General features: G+C 62.6%; 16 protein-coding genes and 4 tRNA genes. 3 read left to right on the top strand and 17 right to left on the bottom strand.

Features of this window, described 5'->3' with window-relative positions:
• Positions 1-62 precede the first annotated feature (62 nt).
• The gene (locus RTH46_RS04465) at positions 63-1,061 is read right to left on the bottom strand and encodes a diguanylate cyclase domain-containing protein (protein WP_153787316.1); all 999 of its coding nucleotides are present in this window, start codon (positions 1,059-1,061) and stop codon (positions 63-65) included.
• Positions 1,062-1,278: 217 nt separating this feature from the next.
• On the opposite strand from RTH46_RS04465, the gene RTH46_RS04460 reads away from it, so the two are divergent.
• Together RTH46_RS04460 and RTH46_RS04455 are read left to right on the top strand one after the other, a co-directional pair.
• Entirely contained in the window at positions 1,279-1,794 is a 516-nt protein-coding gene (locus RTH46_RS04460) for a hypothetical protein (RefSeq protein WP_316905118.1), read from the top strand.
• Positions 1,795-1,932: 138 nt separating this feature from the next.
• Positions 1,933-3,141: a benzoate/H(+) symporter BenE family transporter gene (locus tag RTH46_RS04455; protein ID WP_279845431.1), complete on the top strand. Its 1,209-nt coding sequence runs from the start codon at positions 1,933-1,935 to the stop codon at positions 3,139-3,141.
• A gap of 25 nt (positions 3,142-3,166) precedes the next feature.
• Here the strand turns inward: RTH46_RS04455 and RTH46_RS04450 are convergent.
• Positions 3,167-3,243: transfer RNA gene (locus RTH46_RS04450), tRNA-Arg, on the bottom strand.
• Positions 3,244-3,337: 94 nt separating this feature from the next.
• Entirely contained in the window at positions 3,338-3,940 is a 603-nt protein-coding gene (gene phnN / locus RTH46_RS04445; RefSeq protein ID WP_153787319.1) for a phosphonate metabolism protein/1,5-bisphosphokinase (PRPP-forming) PhnN, read from the bottom strand.
• A gap of 345 nt (positions 3,941-4,285) precedes the next feature.
• Here phnN and RTH46_RS04440 point away from each other — a divergent pair, with 345 nt between their 5' ends.
• Positions 4,286-4,612 (top strand): Arc family DNA-binding protein, encoded by a 327-nt coding sequence (locus tag RTH46_RS04440; RefSeq protein WP_033699552.1) that lies wholly within the window; start codon positions 4,286-4,288, stop codon positions 4,610-4,612.
• Positions 4,613-4,677: 65 nt separating this feature from the next.
• Here RTH46_RS04440 and mgtE read toward each other — a convergent pair whose 3' ends face one another.
• The 14 genes from mgtE to RTH46_RS04370 form a co-directional block, all read right to left on the bottom strand.
• A complete protein-coding gene (gene mgtE / locus RTH46_RS04435; protein WP_316905117.1) occupies positions 4,678-6,120 on the bottom strand; it encodes a magnesium transporter in 1,443 nt (480 codons plus the stop codon).
• 376 nt (positions 6,121-6,496) lie between these two features.
• A tRNA-Arg gene (locus tag RTH46_RS04430) sits at positions 6,497-6,573 on the bottom strand.
• 72 nt (positions 6,574-6,645) lie between these two features.
• Positions 6,646-6,722, bottom strand: a tRNA-Arg gene (locus tag RTH46_RS04425).
• A gap of 106 nt (positions 6,723-6,828) precedes the next feature.
• Positions 6,829-6,919, bottom strand: a tRNA-Ser gene (locus RTH46_RS04420).
• Positions 6,920-6,991: 72 nt separating this feature from the next.
• Positions 6,992-7,180 carry a carbon storage regulator CsrA gene (csrA, locus tag RTH46_RS04415; RefSeq protein WP_003254503.1) on the bottom strand — a complete coding sequence of 63 codons (189 nt, stop codon included), beginning with the start codon at positions 7,178-7,180 and terminating at the stop codon, positions 6,992-6,994.
• Between the two features lie 169 nt (positions 7,181-7,349).
• Positions 7,350-8,585, bottom strand: a complete 1,236-nt coding sequence (locus RTH46_RS04410; protein ID WP_153787624.1) for an aspartate kinase — start codon at positions 8,583-8,585, stop codon at positions 7,350-7,352.
• Between the two features lie 83 nt (positions 8,586-8,668).
• Positions 8,669-11,293: an alanine--tRNA ligase gene (gene alaS, locus RTH46_RS04405; protein WP_316905115.1), complete on the bottom strand. Its 2,625-nt coding sequence runs from the start codon at positions 11,291-11,293 to the stop codon at positions 8,669-8,671.
• A 405-nt stretch (positions 11,294-11,698) separates the two neighbouring features.
• Positions 11,699-12,706 carry a succinylglutamate desuccinylase gene (gene astE / locus RTH46_RS04400; protein ID WP_110991911.1) on the bottom strand — a complete coding sequence of 336 codons (1,008 nt, stop codon included), beginning with the start codon at positions 12,704-12,706 and terminating at the stop codon, positions 11,699-11,701.
• A gap of 10 nt (positions 12,707-12,716) precedes the next feature.
• Entirely contained in the window at positions 12,717-13,007 is a 291-nt protein-coding gene (locus RTH46_RS04395; RefSeq protein WP_110991912.1) for a topoisomerase II, read from the bottom strand.
• 15 nt (positions 13,008-13,022) lie between these two features.
• Positions 13,023-14,372, bottom strand: a complete 1,350-nt coding sequence (gene astB / locus RTH46_RS04390) for an N-succinylarginine dihydrolase (protein ID WP_153787625.1) — start codon at positions 14,370-14,372, stop codon at positions 13,023-13,025.
• Between the two features lie 23 nt (positions 14,373-14,395).
• On the bottom strand, positions 14,396-15,859 hold the full coding sequence (astD, locus tag RTH46_RS04385; protein ID WP_316905114.1) for a succinylglutamate-semialdehyde dehydrogenase: 1,464 nt from the start codon (positions 15,857-15,859) through the stop codon (positions 14,396-14,398).
• Positions 15,860-16,888 carry an arginine N-succinyltransferase gene (gene astA, locus RTH46_RS04380; RefSeq protein ID WP_153787627.1) on the bottom strand — a complete coding sequence of 343 codons (1,029 nt, stop codon included), beginning with the start codon at positions 16,886-16,888 and terminating at the stop codon, positions 15,860-15,862.
• Positions 16,889-16,943: 55 nt separating this feature from the next.
• A complete protein-coding gene (gene aruF, locus RTH46_RS04375) occupies positions 16,944-17,963 on the bottom strand; it encodes an arginine/ornithine succinyltransferase subunit alpha (protein WP_153787628.1) in 1,020 nt (339 codons plus the stop codon).
• Positions 17,964-18,112: 149 nt separating this feature from the next.
• Positions 18,113-19,333 (bottom strand): aspartate aminotransferase family protein, encoded by a 1,221-nt coding sequence (locus RTH46_RS04370; RefSeq protein ID WP_316905113.1) that lies wholly within the window; start codon positions 19,331-19,333, stop codon positions 18,113-18,115.
• Positions 19,334-19,656: the final 323 nt, after the last annotated feature.

Here is a 19,656-nt window from a genome sequence, read left to right as displayed (position 1 = left end):
AAACACTGAAGCGGCAATAGCCGATTTGGCCCGCAGCGTTACCAGGCGCTGCGGGCATTTTTTTATTCGACGATGGCGTTCTTGCCGGCCGCCTTGGCCCGGTACAGCGCCTTGTCAGCCCGGGCCAGCAAGGCGCGTTGATCCTCCCCGTCCTGCCATTGCACCACGCCGTAGCTCATGGTCAGCTGGCAATCGCCCACCGGCGCCATGGACGCTACGGCCTGGCGTATCCTGCGCGCGGCTTCGCGTGCTTCCTCCAAGGCCGTCTGCGGCAGGACCACCACGAACTCATCCCCGCCCCAACGTGCCAGCAGGTCCTGGGCACGCAGGCACTCGCGTATGCTCTCGGTCACCTCGACCAGCGCAGCATCGCCACGGGCGTGACCGTGCAGGTCATTGATCGGCTTGAAGTCATCCAGGTCCATGGCGATGAGCGCCAGAGGCTGGCGGTAGCGACGGGCGCGCTCGCATTCCTGCTCGAGGGTCTTTTCAAGGCGATAGCGATTGGCGGTGCGGGTCAACGGATCACGCTCGGCCAGATCACGGTTTTCGTCGAGCTGACGCTGCAACTGCTGGTTGACCCAGGACAGCTCGCGGGTACGCTCGGCCACCTGGCACTCCAGCGACTGATTGCGCTGCTCCAGCTCGGCGACCAGCCGCTTGCCGGCATCGATGTTGCGATGGGCACCTAGCATGCGTGCCACCGAGCCATCCTCGTTGCGGGCGATGATATGGCCGCTGTCCTCGACCCACAGGTAGCTGCCGTCCTGGCAGCGGCAGCGGTACTCGATACGGTAGCGCTCGTTGCGCTGATTGATGTAGGCCTCGAAGTGGGCCATCACCCGGGGGAAGTCTTCCGGGTGGATCACGCTCTCCCAGGTCAGGACCGAATTGGCCATCGAATGGCTGGCATAACCCAGCATCGCGTACCAGCCCGGGTTGCGGTAGACGTAGCCGGTGTTGGCATCCCAGTCCCAGATGCCGTCGCTGATCAGGTCGAACAAAGTGTGCAGTTGCTGCTCGCTGAAGCCGGTCGGTACCGGCGTTGGTGGCTGACTCATGGACGCTCTCCCTGGTATCCGGCTACTGCGCCCCGATCACGGTGCTGCGGATGTTCATCGTGATTGCCGCAGTCGGCAATCCTGTTCCTCTGGGGGGCAAGCATATGCCCAGTACAGCGTTGCCGGAATAGCCCCGGCGGGCTATTCCGACGAGTTTGCGCGCTGGCACAGCTTTTGCCCCTTCGATCGCGCTTATTGACCCATTCAAGGAGGAGACATGCTCACTTCAATCAGCGGGATGCCTTGGCAGCCCGCGGTGCAGCCATCCAGTCGCATCGGCAACGAACAGGCGCTGGCACCGGCGCTGCAGTTCCAGCCGATCGCCGCCGCCAGCGGCACCACCGCACAGCACAACAGCCAGGGCAGCACCTCGCAGCAGAACAGCGAAGACAATCGCAAGGAGGCCTTTGCCAAGCTCATGGTCATGCTGCAGAACCCAGACGTTGCCGCACGCCAGCAGGGCAGCGTCGACAAGCCGCAGCTCAGCGATGTACGACAGGAGTTCCGCGACTACGTGGAGAAGTCGCCGGCGGAAAAGATCAAGGAGAAATACCTCCAGGAGCTAGGCCTGACCGAGGAGGAGTACGACGCGTTGCCACCGGAGAAGAAAGCGATGATCGATGAGCAGATCGCTCAGCGAATGCAGGATGATGTCGAGGCGAAGGCCTTGGCCAAGCTCGGCCAGCAGCAGGGCGTGCAGCAAAGCGACGAGCTCACGGATATCGAGCTCTAAGCCAGGCGCGTGGCCCTGCCTTGGGCCACGCCTCTCGCGGCAGGGCAGGCTGCCCTCGCAGCACTCGACAGCGGGCGTGTAACGGGATTCAATCCAGCCCTCCTCAATCGCCTTGCTACAGGGAATCGGCAATTCGTCATGGACAGACTCAGACAAGACTTCTCGCTTTCGGCGCTGGTCGCCGGCCTGATCGCAGTGATCATTTCCTACGCCGGCCCGTTGATCATCGTGTTCCAGGCTGCCCATCAGGCCCAGCTCAGCAACGAGGCAACCGCCTCGTGGATCTGGGCGATCTCCATCGGCAGTGGCCTGACCGGCTTGCTGCTGAGCTGGAAACTGCGAGTGCCGGTGATCACCGCGTGGTCGACACCCGGCGCGGCGCTGCTGGTGTCGATGCTGCCGACCGTTTCACTGGCGCAGGCCGTGGGGGCCTACATCGTTGCCTCGCTGCTGATCGCCGTGATCGCACTGAGCGGCGCGTTCGACAAGCTGATGCGCCGCCTGCCCAAGGCGATTGCCGCCGCCATGCTCGCCGGCATCCTGTTCCGCTTCGGCGCTGAGCTGTTCAGCTCCATCCGCCTGCAGCCGTTGCTGGTCCTTTCGATGCTCGCGGCATACCTGCTGTTCAAGCGCCTGTCGCCCCGCTACGCCATCCTCTCGGTACTGGTGGTTGGCTGCGGGCTCGCCACCAGCATGGGCCAGCTCGATACGGGCGCACTGGTGCTGGAGATGGCCGTCCCGCTCTGGACCGCGCCCCAATGGAACTGGCATGCCATCGTCAACATTGGCCTGCCGCTGGCGCTGGTGTCGCTCACAGGCCAGTCGGTACCGGGTATCGCCGTACTGCGTACAGCCGGTTACCAGACCGCCGCACGCCCGATCGTCTCGGTGACCGCCATCGGCTCGCTGCTGCTGGCACCGTTCGCCTGCCATGGGGTCAACCTGGCAGCGATTACCGCAGCCATCTGCACAGGCCGCGAGGCCCACGAGAACCCCGATAAGCGCTATATCGCCGGCATTGCCTGTGGCGCCTTCTATCTGCTGATGGGCACCTTCGGCGCCACCCTGGCCTCAGTGTTCGCCGCCCTACCCCGGGAAATGATCGCCGCCCTCGCCGGCCTGGCGCTGTTCGGCGCCATCGCAACCGGGCTGACCGGTGCCATGGCCGATGAAAAGCAGCGTGAGCCTGCGTTGATCACCTTCCTGGTCACTGCCTCTGGCATGAGCTTCCTGGGCCTGGGCGCCGCCTTCTGGGGGCTGATATTCGGCCTGGTCGCCTACTTTGCGCTCGGTTACACCCGACCGCACATCGCCCATACAGGAGCGCACGCAGGCGAACAGCGTTGAGTGGGTTGGCAATGGAGGGTGTGAATGGCGTCCCAGGCAGGATTTGAACCTGCAACCTTCCCCTTAGGAGGGGGATGCTCTATCCAATTGAGCTACTGAGACACTGGGGCCGGCAACGGGCGCTGCACGGCAGGGACGGCGAGCATGTTACCCAGCGCATCGGCATTTGTCATGTTTCTATCGGGCATTTTGCACGTCAATCATTTCCCTGCTCTTGGCCGATGACTCCCTCCTGTCGCAGTACCCCGAACAGCGCCTCGACGGCGACATCGAGCGCAGCCGAGTTATCCAGCACATGCACCGAGGGATCGTAGGCCTGCAGCCGAGCGCCGCGGGCCAGACGCTGTTCGATTTCCTCGGCGCTTTCCCGACCGCGAGCCGTCAAGCGCTGGCGCAGTACGCCAGGTAGAACGGTCAGGCCAACCGCCAGCAAATCCGGGTAGCGTTGCCGCGCCTCGTCCAGGTATCCCCGCGAGCCGTTCACCAGCACCGAACGGCCAGCGGCGAGACGATCCTCCACTTGGGCAGGGATGCCATAGCAGAGGCCATTCGCCGCCCAGCACAGGGCAAACTCGCCCGCCGCGCGCATGCCCTCGAAACGTTCGAGCGTAACCCCCAGCGCACTCTCCCCCTTGGCTTCGGCGGAACGGGTTATGACCCTTCGTGCAACGTCCACACCGTGCTTGGCAAGGCGCTCGCGCGCAGCATCAATAAGGGAATCTTTGCCCGATCCCGATGGTCCCATCAGGAATATCAACCGCCCTCTTGAGGACGGTGCGCCGCTTGCGTCATATTGCATAGCCACTATGCTCAAGGTGTGGGAACCTGCGCATTCTAGGGTTTTTCCCTAACCTTTGCTGCCAGTTACCAGATTTTGACGACAAAGGTCTGACGCGCCTGCATTCTGCGTCAATGTGAATCTTTTCAAACCAGTACTCATTTCTGATAATTGGTACTGGCAAAAAGCCTGTACCGGAGCCACTATTTGTCACAGAATTGACGCCAAGGAATCGGCGACATGAGGCAAGATGAAAACCCGAAACCACATTACGGTTGAACATTTTGTCGTCGCCGCGGTCGTACTTCCACCGTGCGGCCAATTTGCGAACCGCTTCCCCTGAACTAGAACAACCGGTCAATTTATATGCGCCCATTGAAACAGGCTATTTATTCGAGCCGCACCGCTGACAAGTTCGTCGTCCGCCTGCCAGACGGAATGCGTGAGCGCATTGCCGAGGTAGCGCGCAACCATCACCGCAGCATGAACTCCGAGATCATCGCGCGCCTGGAGCAGAGCCTTATCCAGGAAGGCGCGCTGGGCGACGAACTGAGCATGCGCCTGGACAGCCCAGAGCTCAGCCTGCACGAACGCGAACTGCTGCAACGCTTCCGCCAGCTGTCCCATCGTCAGCAGAACGCACTGGTTGCGCTGATCGCACACGATGTGGAAATGGCTGCTGACGCGTCCTGATACAAAGCACTGACACACAAAAAAGCCAGCGCAAGCTGGCTTTTTTGTTGCCGCTGTCCCACTACTCAGAGCAGGAACAGCGTTGCCAACCCCAGGAAAATGAAGAAGCCGCCGCTGTCAGTCACAGCAGTGATCATTACGCTGGAGCCCATGGCCGGATCGCGCCCCAGGCGGGTCAGCGTCATCGGAATCAACACCCCCATCAAGGCCGCCAGCAGCAAGTTGAGGGTCATGGCCGCCGTCATCACCAGGCCCAATGACCAACTGCCGTAGAGCATGAATGCCACTACGCCGATCACCCCACCCCATATCAGGCCGTTGAGCAGCGAAACCGCCAACTCCTTGCGCATGAGGCGGCTGGTGTTGCCCGGCGACACCTGGTCCAGTGCCATCGCGCGCACGATCATGGTGATGGTCTGGTTACCCGAGTTACCACCGATACCGGCAACGATAGGCATCAGCGCAGCCAGGGCCACCAGTTTCTCGATCGAGCCTTCGAACAGACCGATCACCCGGGACGCCAGGAAGGCAGTAATCAGGTTGATGGCCAGCCAGGCCCAACGGTTGCGCAGCGAGCGCCAGACCGAGGCGAAGATGTCTTCCTCTTCGCGCAGACCCGCCATGTTGAGCACTTCGCTCTCGCTCTCCTCACGGATCAGGTCGACCATTTCATCAATGGTCAGTCGGCCGATCAGGCGCTCGTTCTTGTCCACCACCGGCGCGGACACCAGGTCGTAACGCTCGAATGCCAGGGCCGCGTCATAGGCATCTTCCTCGGGGTGGAACACCACCGGGTCGTTGGCCATGACCTCCGCGACTTTCTTGTCCGGGTCGTTGACCAGCAGCCGCTTGATCGGCAGCACACCCTTGAGCTTGCCGTCGTAGTCGACCACGAACAGTTTGTCGGTGTGCCCTGGCAGCTCTTTGAGCCGACGCAGGTAGCGCAGTACCACTTCCAGGCTGACGTCTTCGCGGATGGTCACCATCTCGAAGTCCATCAGCGCACCGACTTGCTCCTCGTCGTAGCTCAGCGCCGAACGCACGCGCTCACGTTGCTGGGCGTCGAGGCTTTCCATCAATTCATGGACGACGTCTCGCGGTAATTCCGGCGCCAGGTCGGCGAGTTCGTCGGCGTCCATTTCCTTGGCCGCGGCGAGCAGTTCGTGATCGTCCATGTCGGCGATCAAGGACTGGCGGACCGCGTCGGAAACTTCCAGCAGGATGTCGCCATCACGATCCGAGCGCACCAGCTGCCAGACCGTCAGGCGGTCTTCCAGGGGCAAGGCTTCGAGGATGTAGGCAATGTCGGCGAGGTGCAGATCATCGAGCTTGCGCTGCAGTTCGACGAGGTTCTGCCGGTGGACGAGGTTTTCCACGAGGTCATTGTGATGACCTTCCTGACGGTGCGTCAGGTCCTCAACCACGCGCTGGCGCTGCAGCAATTCGATCACCTGGGCAAGGCGATCCTGCAGGCTGTCTTGAGCTTTCTTTACTTCTACTTCGGTCATAGGCGAACTCCACCCCCAGCAGCGGAGCACGCCAGGAGAATCAATCGATCAGATCTTGCTGCATGAAGCGTGTTAGCGAGTAACTACTGGGTAAGTCCATGGTGGTATTCCACAAGCCCCGGCGGGGCTGACGGGCGCAATCATACACGGTGTAAGCTGTCGGATCGCTTAAAATTTTGGCCAGAACAATCGTTTGCGCAATAAAGCTGTGACAACACTCGAAGCCAACAGTGCGACGGCCTGAGGCTTGCAAAAATCACATACATATATGGGCAGCTGGGGATCGGGCTATCAACGTGAGTCTAGCCGTGCGTGGACAGAATCAGTGAATGCCGAAAAAGAAAAAGCCCGCTTGAATAAGCGGGCTTTTCAGGTATGGCGGACTCAGGAGGATTCGAACCTCCGACCGCTCGGTTCGTAGCCGAGTACTCTATCCAGCTGAGCTATGAGTCCGYGGTTGGTAGTTTTATGCCAGATTACCACTGGCTKNNTGAACTGCTTTGAAGAKCAAARCCSCYCAWTAAATGGCGGACTCAGGAGGATTCGAACCTCCGACCGCTCGGTTCGTAGCCGAGTACTCTATCCAGCTGAGCTATGAGTCCGTGTCTTGCCGCGCATTATAGGTCGCCGAAACATTTTTGCAAGAACTTTTTCGTTTAAAATCAACTGCTTAGCGTTCTTACCGTTTACAGCGCCCTACGCAAATAATGGCGGTGAAGGGGGGATTCGAACCCCCGATACCCTTATGAGGTATACTCCCTTAGCAGGGGAGCGCCTTCGGCCACTCGGCCACCTCACCGCAACACGAGGCGAATATTAAACACACCCTTCCTCGTTTGCAACCCTTTTTTTGAAAAAAACTTCAAAAAAATTAAAGGCTTGGCTCCTCGTCCTTCTCTTTCTTGATCCGCAGGTAGATTTCCTCGCGGTGAACGGCCACTTCCTTTGGCGCGCTCACGCCGATACGCACCTGGTTGCCTTTGACACCCAGGACCGTCACGGTGATCTCACCGTCACCAATGATCAGGCTCTCGGCGCACCGACGAGTCAGAATCAGCATAGTTTTCTCCTCACATGTAACTTCAGGGACAACAGTCTTTGATTAAGCAGGGCCCGGCCGCGGACGACGGCACTGGCCCGGACAAACCGCCAGCTGCACCTGGACAAGGGCGCGACTGGCAGCCAGAAACGCAAAGGGCGCGGCAAGCCGCGCCCTTCCAGGCAACGTCTTACTCGCCCTGTCGGGCAGGAGCATCGAGTTCGAACGCAGTGTGCAGCGCGCGAACGGCCAGCTCCAGGTACTTCTCTTCGATCACTACCGAGACCTTGATCTCGGAGGTGGAGATCATCTGGATGTTGATGCTCTCCTTGGCCAGGGCTTCGAACATGCGGCTGGCAACACCGGCGTGCGAACGCATGCCAACGCCAACGATCGACACCTTGGCGATCTTGGTATCACCCACCACTTCACGCGCACCGATCTCACGGGCGGTGTTCTCCAGCACGCTCAGTGCCTTTTCGTACTCGTTGCGGTGCACGGTGAAGGTGAAGTCGGTGGTGTTATCGTGCGAAACGTTCTGCACGATCATGTCGACTTCGATGTTCGCCGCGCTGATCGGGCCGAGGATCTTGAAGGCAACGCCTGGAGTGTCCGGGACGCCACGAATGGTCAGCTTGGCCTCATCACGGTTGAAGGCGATACCGGAAATGATTGGCTGTTCCATGGATTCCTCTTCATCGATGGTAATGAGGGTACCCGGACCCTCCTTGAAGCTGTGCAGCACGCGCAGCGGGACGTTGTACTTGCCGGCGAACTCCACCGAACGGATCTGCAGCACCTTGGAGCCGAGGCTGGCCATTTCCAGCATCTCCTCGAAGGTGATCTTCTCCAGGCGCTGGGCCTGGGAAACGACACGCGGGTCGGTGGTGTAGACGCCGTCGACATCGGTGTAGATCTGGCATTCGTCGGCCTTCAGGGCCGCTGCGAGCGCCACACCGGTGGTGTCGGAGCCACCGCGGCCGAGCGTGGTGATGTTGCCGTGCTCGTCAACACCCTGGAAACCTGCAACCACGACCACTCGGCCGGCCTTGAGGTCGGCGCGGATCTTCTGGTCGTCGATCTGCAGGATGCGCGCCTTGTTGTGCGCGCTGTCGGTGAGGATACGTACCTGGTTGCCGGTGTACGACACCGCAGGCACGCCACGCTTCATCAACGCCATGGTCAACAGGGCGATGGTGACCTGCTCACCGGTCGAAACAATTACGTCCAGCTCGCGAGGCTCTGGCTTGTCGGTAATCTGCTTGGCCAGGTCGATCAGGCGATTGGTTTCGCCGCTCATGGCCGACAGCACCACCACCAGGTCAGTGCCTTGCTCACGGAATTTCTTGACCTTGTCGGCTACCTGCTCGATCCGCTCGATGGAACCGACAGAGGTGCCGCCAAATTTCTGTACGATCAACGCCATTTCAAAGGTGCCTCAGCCCCAGGGGGCCCCAAAAAACAATCCAACATGAAGCGACCGCCGACTAGACCGACGGCCGCCTCATCTCAAAGTCCCTGCTCGGCGAACGGCACAGCCAGGGCCAAGGCATTGTCCAGCGCGGCGACGTCGACGCCACCACCCTGGGCCATGTCCGGGCGACCACCACCCTTGCCACCCACCGCCGCAGCGGCTTGCTTCATCAGATCGCCAGCCTTGAGTTGGCCGGAGAGGTCCTTGGTCACGCCAGCCACCAGCACGACCTTGCCCTCATGCTCGCTGCCCAGCAGGATCACTGCATGGCCGAGCTTGTTCTTCAGCTGATCGACGAGCGCCAGCAAGGCCTTGCCATCCTGCCCATCCAGGCGGGCGGCGAGCACCTTGGCGCCCTTGACCTCAACGGCCGCATTGGAGAGATCGTCCCCGGCGGCGCTGGCGGCCTTGGCCTGCAGCTGTTCCAACTGCTTTTCCAGCTGACGGTTGCGCTCGAGCACAGCCGACAGCTTGTCGATCAGGTTGTCGCGGTTACCCTTGACCAGTTGCGCGGCTTCCTTGACCTGCTCTTCGGCAGCGTTCAGGTAGGCCAACGCGGCGGCGCCGGTGACCGCTTCGATACGGCGCACGCCAGAGGCCACGCCGCCTTCGCTGATGATCTTGAACAGGCTGATGTCGCCGGTGCGTTTGGCGTGGATGCCACCGCACAGCTCGACGGAGAAATTACCGCCCATGCTCAGCACGCGCACGGTGTCGCCATACTTCTCACCGAACAACGCCATGGCGCCCTTGGCCTTGGCGGTCTCGATGTCGGTCAGCTCGGTCTGCACCTCGGTGTTGCGGCGCACTTCACGATTGACGATGTCTTCCAGCGCCTTGATCTGCTCAGGCTTGACGGCCTCGAAGTGGCTGAAGTCGAAACGCAGGCGCTGGCTGTCGACCAGCGAGCCCTTCTGCTGTACGTGCTCGCCCAGTACCTGACGCAGTGCTTCGTGCAGCAGGTGGGTGGCGGAGTGGTTCAGCGAGGTAGCGTGCTGGACATCGGCATCGACGCGCGCATCGACGGCTGCGCCAACGGTCAGTGCACCGCTGGCAACCACGCCGTGGTGCAGGAAGGCGCCACCGGTCTTGGTGGTGTCGCGCACATCGAAGCGCGCAGCGCCGGCCTGCAGGTAACCGCAGTCACCCACCTGGCCGCCCGATTCGGCGTAGAACGGGGTGCGATCCAGGATCACCACGCCCTCTTCGCCTTCGCCCAACTGCTCGACCGCCTGGCCATCCTTGTACAGGGCAATGACCTTGCCCTGCCCTTCGGTGGCATCGTAGCCGAGGAAGTCAGTGGCGGTATCGACCTTGACCAGGCTGTTGTAGTCCATGCCGAAGGCGCTGGCGGAGCGGGCACGCTCACGCTGGGCCTCCATTTCACGCTCGAAGCCGGCCTCGTCGATGGTCAGTTCGCGCTCGCGGGCGATGTCGGCGGTGAGGTCCATGGGGAAGCCGTAGGTGTCGTACAGCTTGAACACCACGTCGCCCGGAACGACCTTGCCCTGCAACTGGGCCAGGTCCTGCTCGAGGATACGCAGGCCCTGTTCCAGGGTCTTGGCGAATTGCTCTTCTTCGGTCTTGAGCACGCGCTCGATGTGCGCCTGCTGGCTTTTCAGCTCAGGGAAGGCTTCGCCCATCTCGGCGACCAGCGCGGCAACGATCTTGTGGAAGAAGCTGCCGGTGGCGCCCAGCTTGTTGCCGTGGCGGCAGGCGCGACGAATGATGCGGCGCAGCACGTAGCCACGGCCTTCGTTCGACGGCAGTACACCGTCGGCGATCAGGAAGCCGCAGGAACGGATATGGTCAGCGACCACTTTCAGCGAAGGTTGCTCGTCGTTACTGCAACCAATGGCCTTGGCGGCCGCGGCCAACAGGCTCTGGAACAGGTCGATCTGGTAGTTCGAGTGCACATGCTGCATCACCGCACTGATGCGCTCCAGGCCCATGCCGGTGTCCACCGACGGTGCTGGCAGCGGGTGCAGGACGCCATCGGCGGTGCGGTTGAACTGCATGAAGACGTTGTTCCAGATCTCGATGTAGCGGTCGCCGTCTTCTTCCGGCGAGCCGGGTGGGCCGCCCCAGATGTCGGCGCCGTGATCGTAGAAGATCTCGGTGCACGGGCCGCACGGGCCGGTGTCGCCCATGGTCCAGAAGTTGTCCGAGGCGTACGGGGCGCCCTTGTTGTCACCGATGCGTACCATGCGCTCGGCGGGCACGCCGACTTCCTTGGTCCAGATGTCGTAGGCCTCGTCGTCGCTGGCGTAGACGGTGACCCACAGCTTCTCCTTCGGCAGGTTGAGCCACTTGTCCGAAGTCAGGAAGGTCCAGGCGAAAGTGATGGCGTCACGCTTGAAATAGTCGCCGAAGCTGAAGTTGCCCAGCATCTCGAAGAAGGTATGGTGACGGGCGGTATAGCCGACGTTTTCCAGGTCGTTGTGCTTGCCGCCAGCGCGTACGCACTTCTGGCTGCTCACCGCGCGGGTGTAGGCGCGCTTTTCCTGGCCGAGGAAGCAGTCCTTGAACTGGTTCATGCCGGCGTTGGTGAACAGCAGGGTCGGGTCATTGCCCGGGATCAGGGAGCTGGAGGCAACGCGAGTATGTCCCTGCTCTTCGAAGAAGCGGAGGAAGGCTTCACGGATTTCTGCGCTTTTCATAGGTTCTTCCACGGAAACGGCGGCCACACGTCGAATCGACGAAACGACGGCAAAGGGCCGCATTATATCGGTCCTGCAGTCTCGGTGCAGTGTGTTTATGCGATAGAAACCGTCGATTGGACGGTTTGTCGGACTACAGCAATTGAAAACGGCATGACCGCGATGCTAAAGCCAGCGTTTCGCTACTGGCAAGCCAATTAGGGTCCTGGGGCGGGGAAAATTAACAGCTTGGTGAATTAAAAGAATTTCATCACCGAAGGGATCCAAAAGCAGTCTGACCTCGCAACGTGGGAGCGGGCTTGCCCCGCGATCAGCACCGGCAGCGCCAACGTGCTCGCCAGGCCAGACGTGATCGCGGGGCAAGCCCGCTCCCACGCCAGATTCAGGTGCCTGCAATTGCGGGTATCAGGCCAACCGCTGCCCCGAGTCCGGCACGATGAGGATCCCGGCGCGCAGCCCGTTCTTCACCTTGGGGTTGGGGAAGATGATCCGCGCGCCCTCCTCCTCCACCACCCAGCGCGTTTCGGCCAGGTCCTCGGCCAGCAGGTAGCCCTTGCTCAACTCGGAGAAGTTCTCGATGTCCGCCGGCAGATGCAGGTGGAAGCTGTCACTGTGCTTGATGATCTCGCGGGCAACACTGAACAGCTTCAGACCGTCGAGCGAGTCGCCGGTCTCAGGCTCGGTACCTTCGATGATCTGGATGAGACGTTCTTCGAGCTTGTCGAGATTGACGCCTTCGTTCTGCCCGAATGGCCGCGCCTTGCCCAGTTCGAGGGTGAAGGCCTCGGCCTCCAGCTGTTCATAAGTGAAGGCACTGAAGGTAATCGAAGACTTGCTCTGCAGCAGCACTGCCTCCATCCCCGCCGCAGCCAGGCGAGCCAGCTCACGCCGGGAATGCGTGCGACCCTCCTTGTAGGGATACAAGGCGAACTGCTCGATCTTGGAACCGCGGATCGCGGTATGCAGGTCGTAGTGCAGGCGGGTGCGTTCCGGCTTGCTGAAGAACACCCGGGCAAACTGCTCAAGCTCAGCGGCGCGCAAAGCCTCGAAGCCACTGGAAAGCTCATGCCGGCCATTGAACAGGCGGTTGATGTCCTGCTCGATGAAGCGCTCGCCCTTGCGGATCGCCGCCGGGTTGCCGAACAGGAACAACACCCGCGCACGGGGCTTGATCTTGCCGTTGGCCACACCATGCAGCAGCCGCTCGAGCAGCTCGATTGGCGCTGTCTCGTTGCCGTGAATCCCGGCCGACAGCAGCAGATCCAGCCCGCTGTCATCGCCTTCGGGCGGACGCACTTCCAGTGCGCCCTCCCCCAGCCAGCGCAAACGCGCGCCCTTGGGTGTCACTTGGGTCTTCTCGGCCGGTTCGTGATCGGTCAGGGTCAGCTCAAGCAGTTTGCCGAGGGCGAGCATAGGCACTTCCTTAGTGGTGGTGGCCGCAGTCCGGGCCATGGACGTGATCGTCGTCATCACCGACCTCTGCCGGCTCCATTTCCAGTTGCAGGCTGACCAGGTTGGTAGCCATCGGACGCAACAGCAGGTTGGCGTACTCGGTGTCGTTCTCGTCGACATCGACACCGATCAGCAGCTGGCCGCGGCCGTCCTGCTGGATCCACACTTCCTTGCCTTGCCAGACCACGGCAAAGCGCGTGCAGGAGGTTTCCAGCTGGGTGCCGTCTTCATCTTCCAGGATCAGGCGCAGGGCGTCGGACATTGCAATTTCTCTCTATCAAGGTTGGCGTTGGAACGGATACACCGAGCCCAGCTTCATGATCTGGGTCAGCTCATCCAATGCCGTACGACATTCGATCAGCAACTGCGGGTCGGCCAGGTCCGCCTCGCCAAGGCGATCGCGGTAGTGCTTGTCGACCCACTGCACCAAGGTGTCGTACAGCGAGGCGGTCATGATAACGCCTGGATTGACCGCCGCCAGTTCCGTTTCCTTCAAGGCCACACGCAAACGTAGGCAAGCCGGGCCACCGCCGTTCTGCATGCTCTGCTTGAGGTCGAACACCTTGACCTCCTTCACCGGGCCGCCCTGGCTGGTCAACTGGCCCAGGTACGCCCAGACGCGTTCGTTGTTGCGGCACTCTTCCGGCACCACCAGCAGCATGGAACCGTCTGCGCGGCTGAGCAGCTGGCTGTTGAACAGGTAGGAACGCACTGCGTCCTCCACCGTCACCGCCGAGCGCGGCACGCAGATGGCCTGGAACTGGCCACCCTTGCCGGCCAGTTTAGCCTGCAGCTGGCCGAGCACGGCGTCGGTCTCGAGGAAGGCGTCCTCGTGGTAGAACAGCACCTCGCCGTTACCCACCGAGATCACATCGTTGTGGAACACGCCCTGGTCGATCACCGCCGGGTTCTGTTGAGCGTAGACCACGCCGTCGTCGCGCAGGCCGTGCAGCCGGGCGACTGCCTGCGAGGCTTCCAGGGTCTGGCGCGCCGGGTACTTCTGCGGCGCCGGATAGCGGCTGTCGAAAGCGCTGCGGCCATAGACGAAGAACTCGACGCCGGCATCGCCGTAATTTCGGCAGAACCGCGTGTGGTTGGCCGCGCCTTCGTCACCGAACTGCGCCACCGCCGGCAGCGCGGCATGGTGGGCGAAGTGCTTGTCGTCATTGAACATGGCCCCCAGCACACGGCTGGTGGTCGGGTGTTCGATACTGCGGTGGTATTTGCAGTTGAGGTTGGCGGCAGTGAAATGCACGCGGCCGTCGGCGGTGTCTGCGCTGGGGCTGACCGTGGCGGCGTTGGCCACCCACATGCTCGAGGCCGAGCAACTGGCGACCAGCAATGGCATGGCTTCTTTCGCCGCGCGCTGGATCACCTCCGCGTCGCTGCCGGTGAAGCCCAGGCTGCGCAGGGCCGCCACATCCGGGCGCTCCTGCGGCGCCAGTACGCCCTGCTGGAAGCCCATTTCCATCAGCGCCTTCATCTTGGCCAGGCCCTGGCGCGCTGCTTCGCGCGGGTTGGAGCCCTGCTGGCTGTTGCTTTGCGAGGCCACGTTGCCGTAGGACAGGCCACCGTAGTTGTGGGTCGGCCCCACCAGGCCATCAAAATTCACTTCGTAGGATTTCATCGGCAAGGCTCCGAGACCTGTTGTTATAGGGTGACGCCCGGCGTCAGGGTGGCCGGTAGGACAAGGCTCGCGGTCTCCAGCGAAGCCACGGGGTAGGCGCAATAGTCGGCCGCGTAGTAAGCGCTGGCGCGGTGGTTGCCGCTGGCACCCACACCGCCGAACGGCGCGCTGCTGGCGGCACCGGTCAGCTGCTTGTTCCAGTTGACGATGCCGGCGCGGCTGCGCAGCCAGAAGTGCTGGTAACGGGCGTTGGAGTCCGACAGCAGCCCAGCGGCCAGGCCGTACTGGGTGTTGTTGGCCTCGTTGATCGCCGCGTCGAAATCGCTGTAGCGGATCACCTGCAGCAGCGGGCCGAAGAACTCTTCGTCCGGGCGGCCGGTCACGGCGGTGACATCGATGATGCCCGGGGTCAGCAAGGCCGCATTGGCCTGTGGCTGGGTCATCTCCAGCAGCGCCACGGCGCCCTTGGCGAGCAGGTCAGCCTGGGCAGCGACCAGCGCGCGGGCGGCCTGCAGCGAAATCACCGAGCCCATGAAGGGTGCCGGCTGCTGGTCGAAAGCGCCGACGCTGATGCTGCGGCTGACCTCGACCAGGCGCGCCAGCAGTTGGTCGCCCCAGGCGCCCTGGGGCACCAACAGGCGCCGGGCACAGGTGCAGCGCTGGCCGGCGGAAATGAACGCCGACTGGATGATGGTGTAGACCGCAGCGTCCAGGTCCTTGACCTCGTCCACCACCAACGGGTTGTTGCCGCCCATCTCCAGGGCCAGGATCTTGTCCGGGCGCCCGGCGAACTGCTGGTGCAACAAGTTGCCGGTGCGGCTGGAGCCGGTGAAGAACAGGCCATCGATACCCGGGTTGGCAGCCAGCGCCACGCCGGTTTCGCGGGCACCCTGCACCAGGTTGAGTACACCGGCAGGCAGCCCGGCTTCAATCCAGCACTGCACGGTCAACTCGGCAACCTTTGGGGTCAGTTCACTTGGCTTGAACACCACGCAGTTGCCCGCCAGCAAGGCCGGGACGATGTGGCCGTTGGGCAGGTGGCCGGGGAAGTTGTACGGGCCGAACACTGCCACCACACCATGGGGCTTGTGGCGCAGCACGGCCGTGGCGTCGGCCAGCGGGCCGCTCTTTTCGCCGGTACGTTCGCGGTAGCTCTGTACCGAGATCGCCACCTTGTTGACCATGCTGGTGACTTCGGTGGCCGATTCCCACAAGGGCTTGCCGGTTTCTTCACCGATGCAGCGTGCCAGCTCCTCGGCACGGGCCTTGAGCTTTTCGGCGAACGCCTCGAGCACCGCGACACGCGCGTCCAGGCTCAGCTGCGCCCAGTTAGGGAACGCCTGGCGCGCCGCGTCCACTGCCGCTGCAACTTGAGCGGCATCGGCGCCCTGCCCGGCCCAGACCACCGCCTGGGTGACGGGATTGAGCGACTGCAAGGCTTCGCCTTGACCAGCCAGCCATTTGCCTGCGATGTAATGCGTGGTCATTTACTGAGCCTCCCGGCCGGCGGACAGCGGCACCGCGCGCACATTGTCGCCGGCGCCCAGGCGCAGGCGCTTGGCGGTCAGCGGATCGACCACCAGGGTGCCTGCGGCAAGGCGCGCCGGCGCGGCAGTGATGCGGCAGTCTTCGCGCTTGCGGTTATGAATGATGTAAGGAGTGGCGTCGTCACCCGGCGTGCCGACAGCCAGTACCAGGGTTTCGCTTTCACGCACCGCACGGATCTTCGAGGTTTCGCACTCGATGGCCGGGCCGGCGTCGAAGATGTCGACATACCCCTGGTAGTTGAAGCCTTCGCGCTTGAGCATGGCCAGCGCAGGCTCGGTGTCGGTGTGCACGCGGCCGACCACGTCGCGCGCAGCCTGCGACAGGAAGCAGGTGTACAGCGGGAATTTGGGCATCAGTTCGGCGATGAACGACTTGTTGCCCACCCCGGTAAGGTAGTCGGCCTGGCTGAACTCCATCTTGAAGAAGTGCCGGCCCAGGCTTTCCCAGAATGGCGAGCGCCCGGATTCATCGGACATGCCGCGCATCTCGGCGATGATCTTGTTGCCGAACAGTTGCGGGAACTCGGCGATGAACAGCATCCGCGCCTTGGACAGCAGGCGGCCGTTGAGGCCGCTGCGATAGTCGCTGCGCAGGAACAACGAGCACAGCTCGGAGTTGCCAGTCAGGTCGTTGGCCAGGAACAGCGTGGGGATTTCGCGGTAGATGCCCAGCTCCTGCGAGGCGCTGACGGTCAGCCCCACCCGGTAGTTGTACCAGGGCTCACGCAAACCAACGGCGCCGGCGATGGCACTGATGCCGACCACCAGGCCTTCGTCGTTCTCCAGCACGAACAGGTAGTCGGTGTCGCCGCGCTCGGCTTCACCGCGGAAGCTCTTCTCGGCCCAGCCGACACGCTGGCCAAGGCGTTCTTCGTTGGCCGGGAGCGTGGTCAGCCCGGTGGTGCCGGTGCTGCGGGCCAATTCGATCAGCGCGGGTAAATCGCTGCTGCGTACAGGACGAACGATCATGCTATCTCCTTGTGCGGCGGTCTGTGCCCGCCGCGAAACTCTCTGTTCCGGCTAATCAGACCGCTACCAGGCGCACGCTGGCACCCTCGCCGACGCCCAGGGCATCGGCGGCTTCGCTGTTCAGGCTGACCGGTTTGCCCGGCACCCAGTCCAGCTCCAGCAGCACCGCGCGGTAGTCCTGCAACTGGCCGTTGCACACCAGGTACGGGCGGCCGCCCTTGACCGGCGTTTCGTCAAGCTTGACCGGCACCACACGGCTCTGGGCGATCGAGCGGATGCCCGAAGTACGGGCATGCAGGGTCGGGCCGCCGTCGAAGATGTCGATGTAGTGCTCGGTCTCGAAGCCCTCACGCATGAGGATGTCGAAAGTGATCTGCGCACGCGGGTGCACCTGGCCCATCGCTTCCTGGGCCTCATCGTGGAGCAGCGGCACATAGATCGGGTAGTGCGGCATCAGCTCGGCGAGGAAGGTACGGCTCTTCAGGCCGCACAGGCGCTCGGCGTCGGCATAGTTGAGGTCGAAGAAGTTGCGCCCGATGGCGTCCCAGAACGGCGACTCGCCCTGCTCGTCGCTGTAGCCGACGATTTCGGTCACCACCGACTCGGCGAAGCGCTCCGGGTGCGCGGCCATGAACAGCAGACGGCCTCGGGAATTGAGTTCGGCGAAGGCGCTGTTCACCAGCTCCGGCAGCACATAGAAGCTGGTCAGCAGGCTGTTGCCGGTGAGGTCGTGGCACAGTGACAGGACGTGGATCTTGTTGTGGATCTTCAGCTCGCGCGAGGCATGCACGAAGGTCTCGTTGCGGAAGCTGTAGAACGGCTCGGAGTAGCCGGCAGAGGCGACGATGGCCGAGCAGCCGACCAGCTTGCCGGTGGCGCTGTCTTCGAGCACGAAGAAGTAGCTCTCTTCGCCATTGAAGCTCACTTCGGCGGCGAAGGAGGTTTCCGAGGCGGCGATCTTGTCGCCCAGGCGGCCGGCGTCGTCCGGCAGCGAGGTGACACCAATGGGGCTGTCGGCAGCCATGCGCTGCACTTCGTTCAGATCAGCCATTTGCGCGGGGCGCATCACCAGCATGGTGTCACTCCTTTCGGGAAAGCGCGCCGATCAATCGGCACGGGAAAACAGCGGGCACGCGCCACTACCTGCAAGCAGGTGCCCGCATTGAAATTCAGGATTCGCCTGCCCTGAGCATGCTCAGGGCGGGCGACGGGACTACCGGGCGATCAGCCCTGAGTCAGTTTGGCCACGGCACGCTCGAAGCGATCCAGGCCTTCGTCGATGTCGGCATCCTCGACCACCAGGCTCGGGGCGAAGCGCACCACATCGGGACCTGCCTGCAGCACCATCAGGCCTTCCTTTTCGGCGGCGTTGAGGATGTCCTTGGCCTTGCCTTTCCAGGCATCGCTGAGCACGCAGCCGAGCAACAGGCCGACGCCACGCACCTGGGTGAACAGTCCGGTTTGCTGGCCGATCTTTTCCAGGCGGGTCTTGAAGCGCTCGTGCTTGGCCTTGATGCCCGCCAGCGTCTCTGGGGTATTGATCACGTCCAGCACTGCGCAGGCGACGGCGCAGCCCAGCGGGTTGCCACCATAGGTGGTGCCGTGGGTGCCGACGGCCAGGTGCTTGGCGATTTCGCTGGTGGTCAGCATGGCGCCGATCGGGAAGCCGCCGCCCAGGCTCTTGGCGCTGGTGAGGATGTCCGGGGTGACGCCGTAATGCTGGTAGGCATACAGCGAGCCAGTACGGCCGACGCCGGTCTGCACTTCATCGAAGATCAGCAGGGCGTTGTGCTCATCACACAGCTTGCGGGCGCCTTCCAGGTACGCCTTGTCGGCCGGAACCACACCGCTCTCGCCCTGGATCGGCTCGATCACCACGGCGCAGGTCTTGTCGGAAATCTGTGCCTTCAGCGCTTCCAGGTCGTTGTAGGCCACGTGGCTGATGCCGGTGATCTTCGGGCCGAAACCGTCGGAGTACTTGGGCTGGCCACCGACGCTGACGGTGAACAGGGTGCGGCCGTGGAAGCTGTTAACCGTGGCGATGATTTCGTGCTTGTCCGGGCCGAAACGGTCATGGGCGACGCGACGGGCCAGCTTGAAGGCGGCCTCGTTGGCTTCGGCGCCGGAGTTGCAGAAGAACGCACGCTCGGCAAAGGTCGCGTCCACCAGTTTGTGCGCCAGGCGCAGGGCCGGCTCGTTGGTGAACACGTTGGAGACGTGCCAGAGGGTGTTGGCCTGTTCGGTCAGCGCCTTGACCAGCGCCGGGTGGCAGTGGCCCAGGGCGTTGACGGCGATACCGCCAGCGAAGTCGATCAATTCGCGACCCGACTGGTCCCAGACTCGGGAGCCCTCGCCTCGCACAGGAATGAAGGCCGCCGGAGAATAGTTGGGGACCATGACCTGGTCGAAATCGGCACGTTGCACCGGGGCTTGCTCAACGGACATCTGAGTCTCCTGAAGAGGAACGCTGGCCTGGAAGTGGCGAGCGATGGGGGGATTGTAAGGACTGATCGGCGCCTGTCCTTGCTGCCAGGCGACAACTTGTTACAGCGCAAAACCCTGTTTTCAGCAGGTTTTCGGCAATGCGACAAACACTGTCGCAATCGCGCAGTTTAACGCCGCTGTGCAGCCGATGGAAAAAATCCCGCACCCCCACAAAGCGCGCGCCACAGGGCATAACCCAGCCCCCCACTGCTTTACATCCATGAAAGGCCCTACACGGATCGGGCGTGCGCCTTACATCTCGCGCCCAGTTCCTCTCCTTAACA

This window comes from Pseudomonas sp. zfem004 (assembly GCF_032621715.1).
GTDB lineage: Bacteria > Pseudomonadota > Gammaproteobacteria > Pseudomonadales > Pseudomonadaceae > Aquipseudomonas > Aquipseudomonas sichuanensis.
This window is presented reverse-complemented; position numbering and strand designations above follow the sequence as displayed.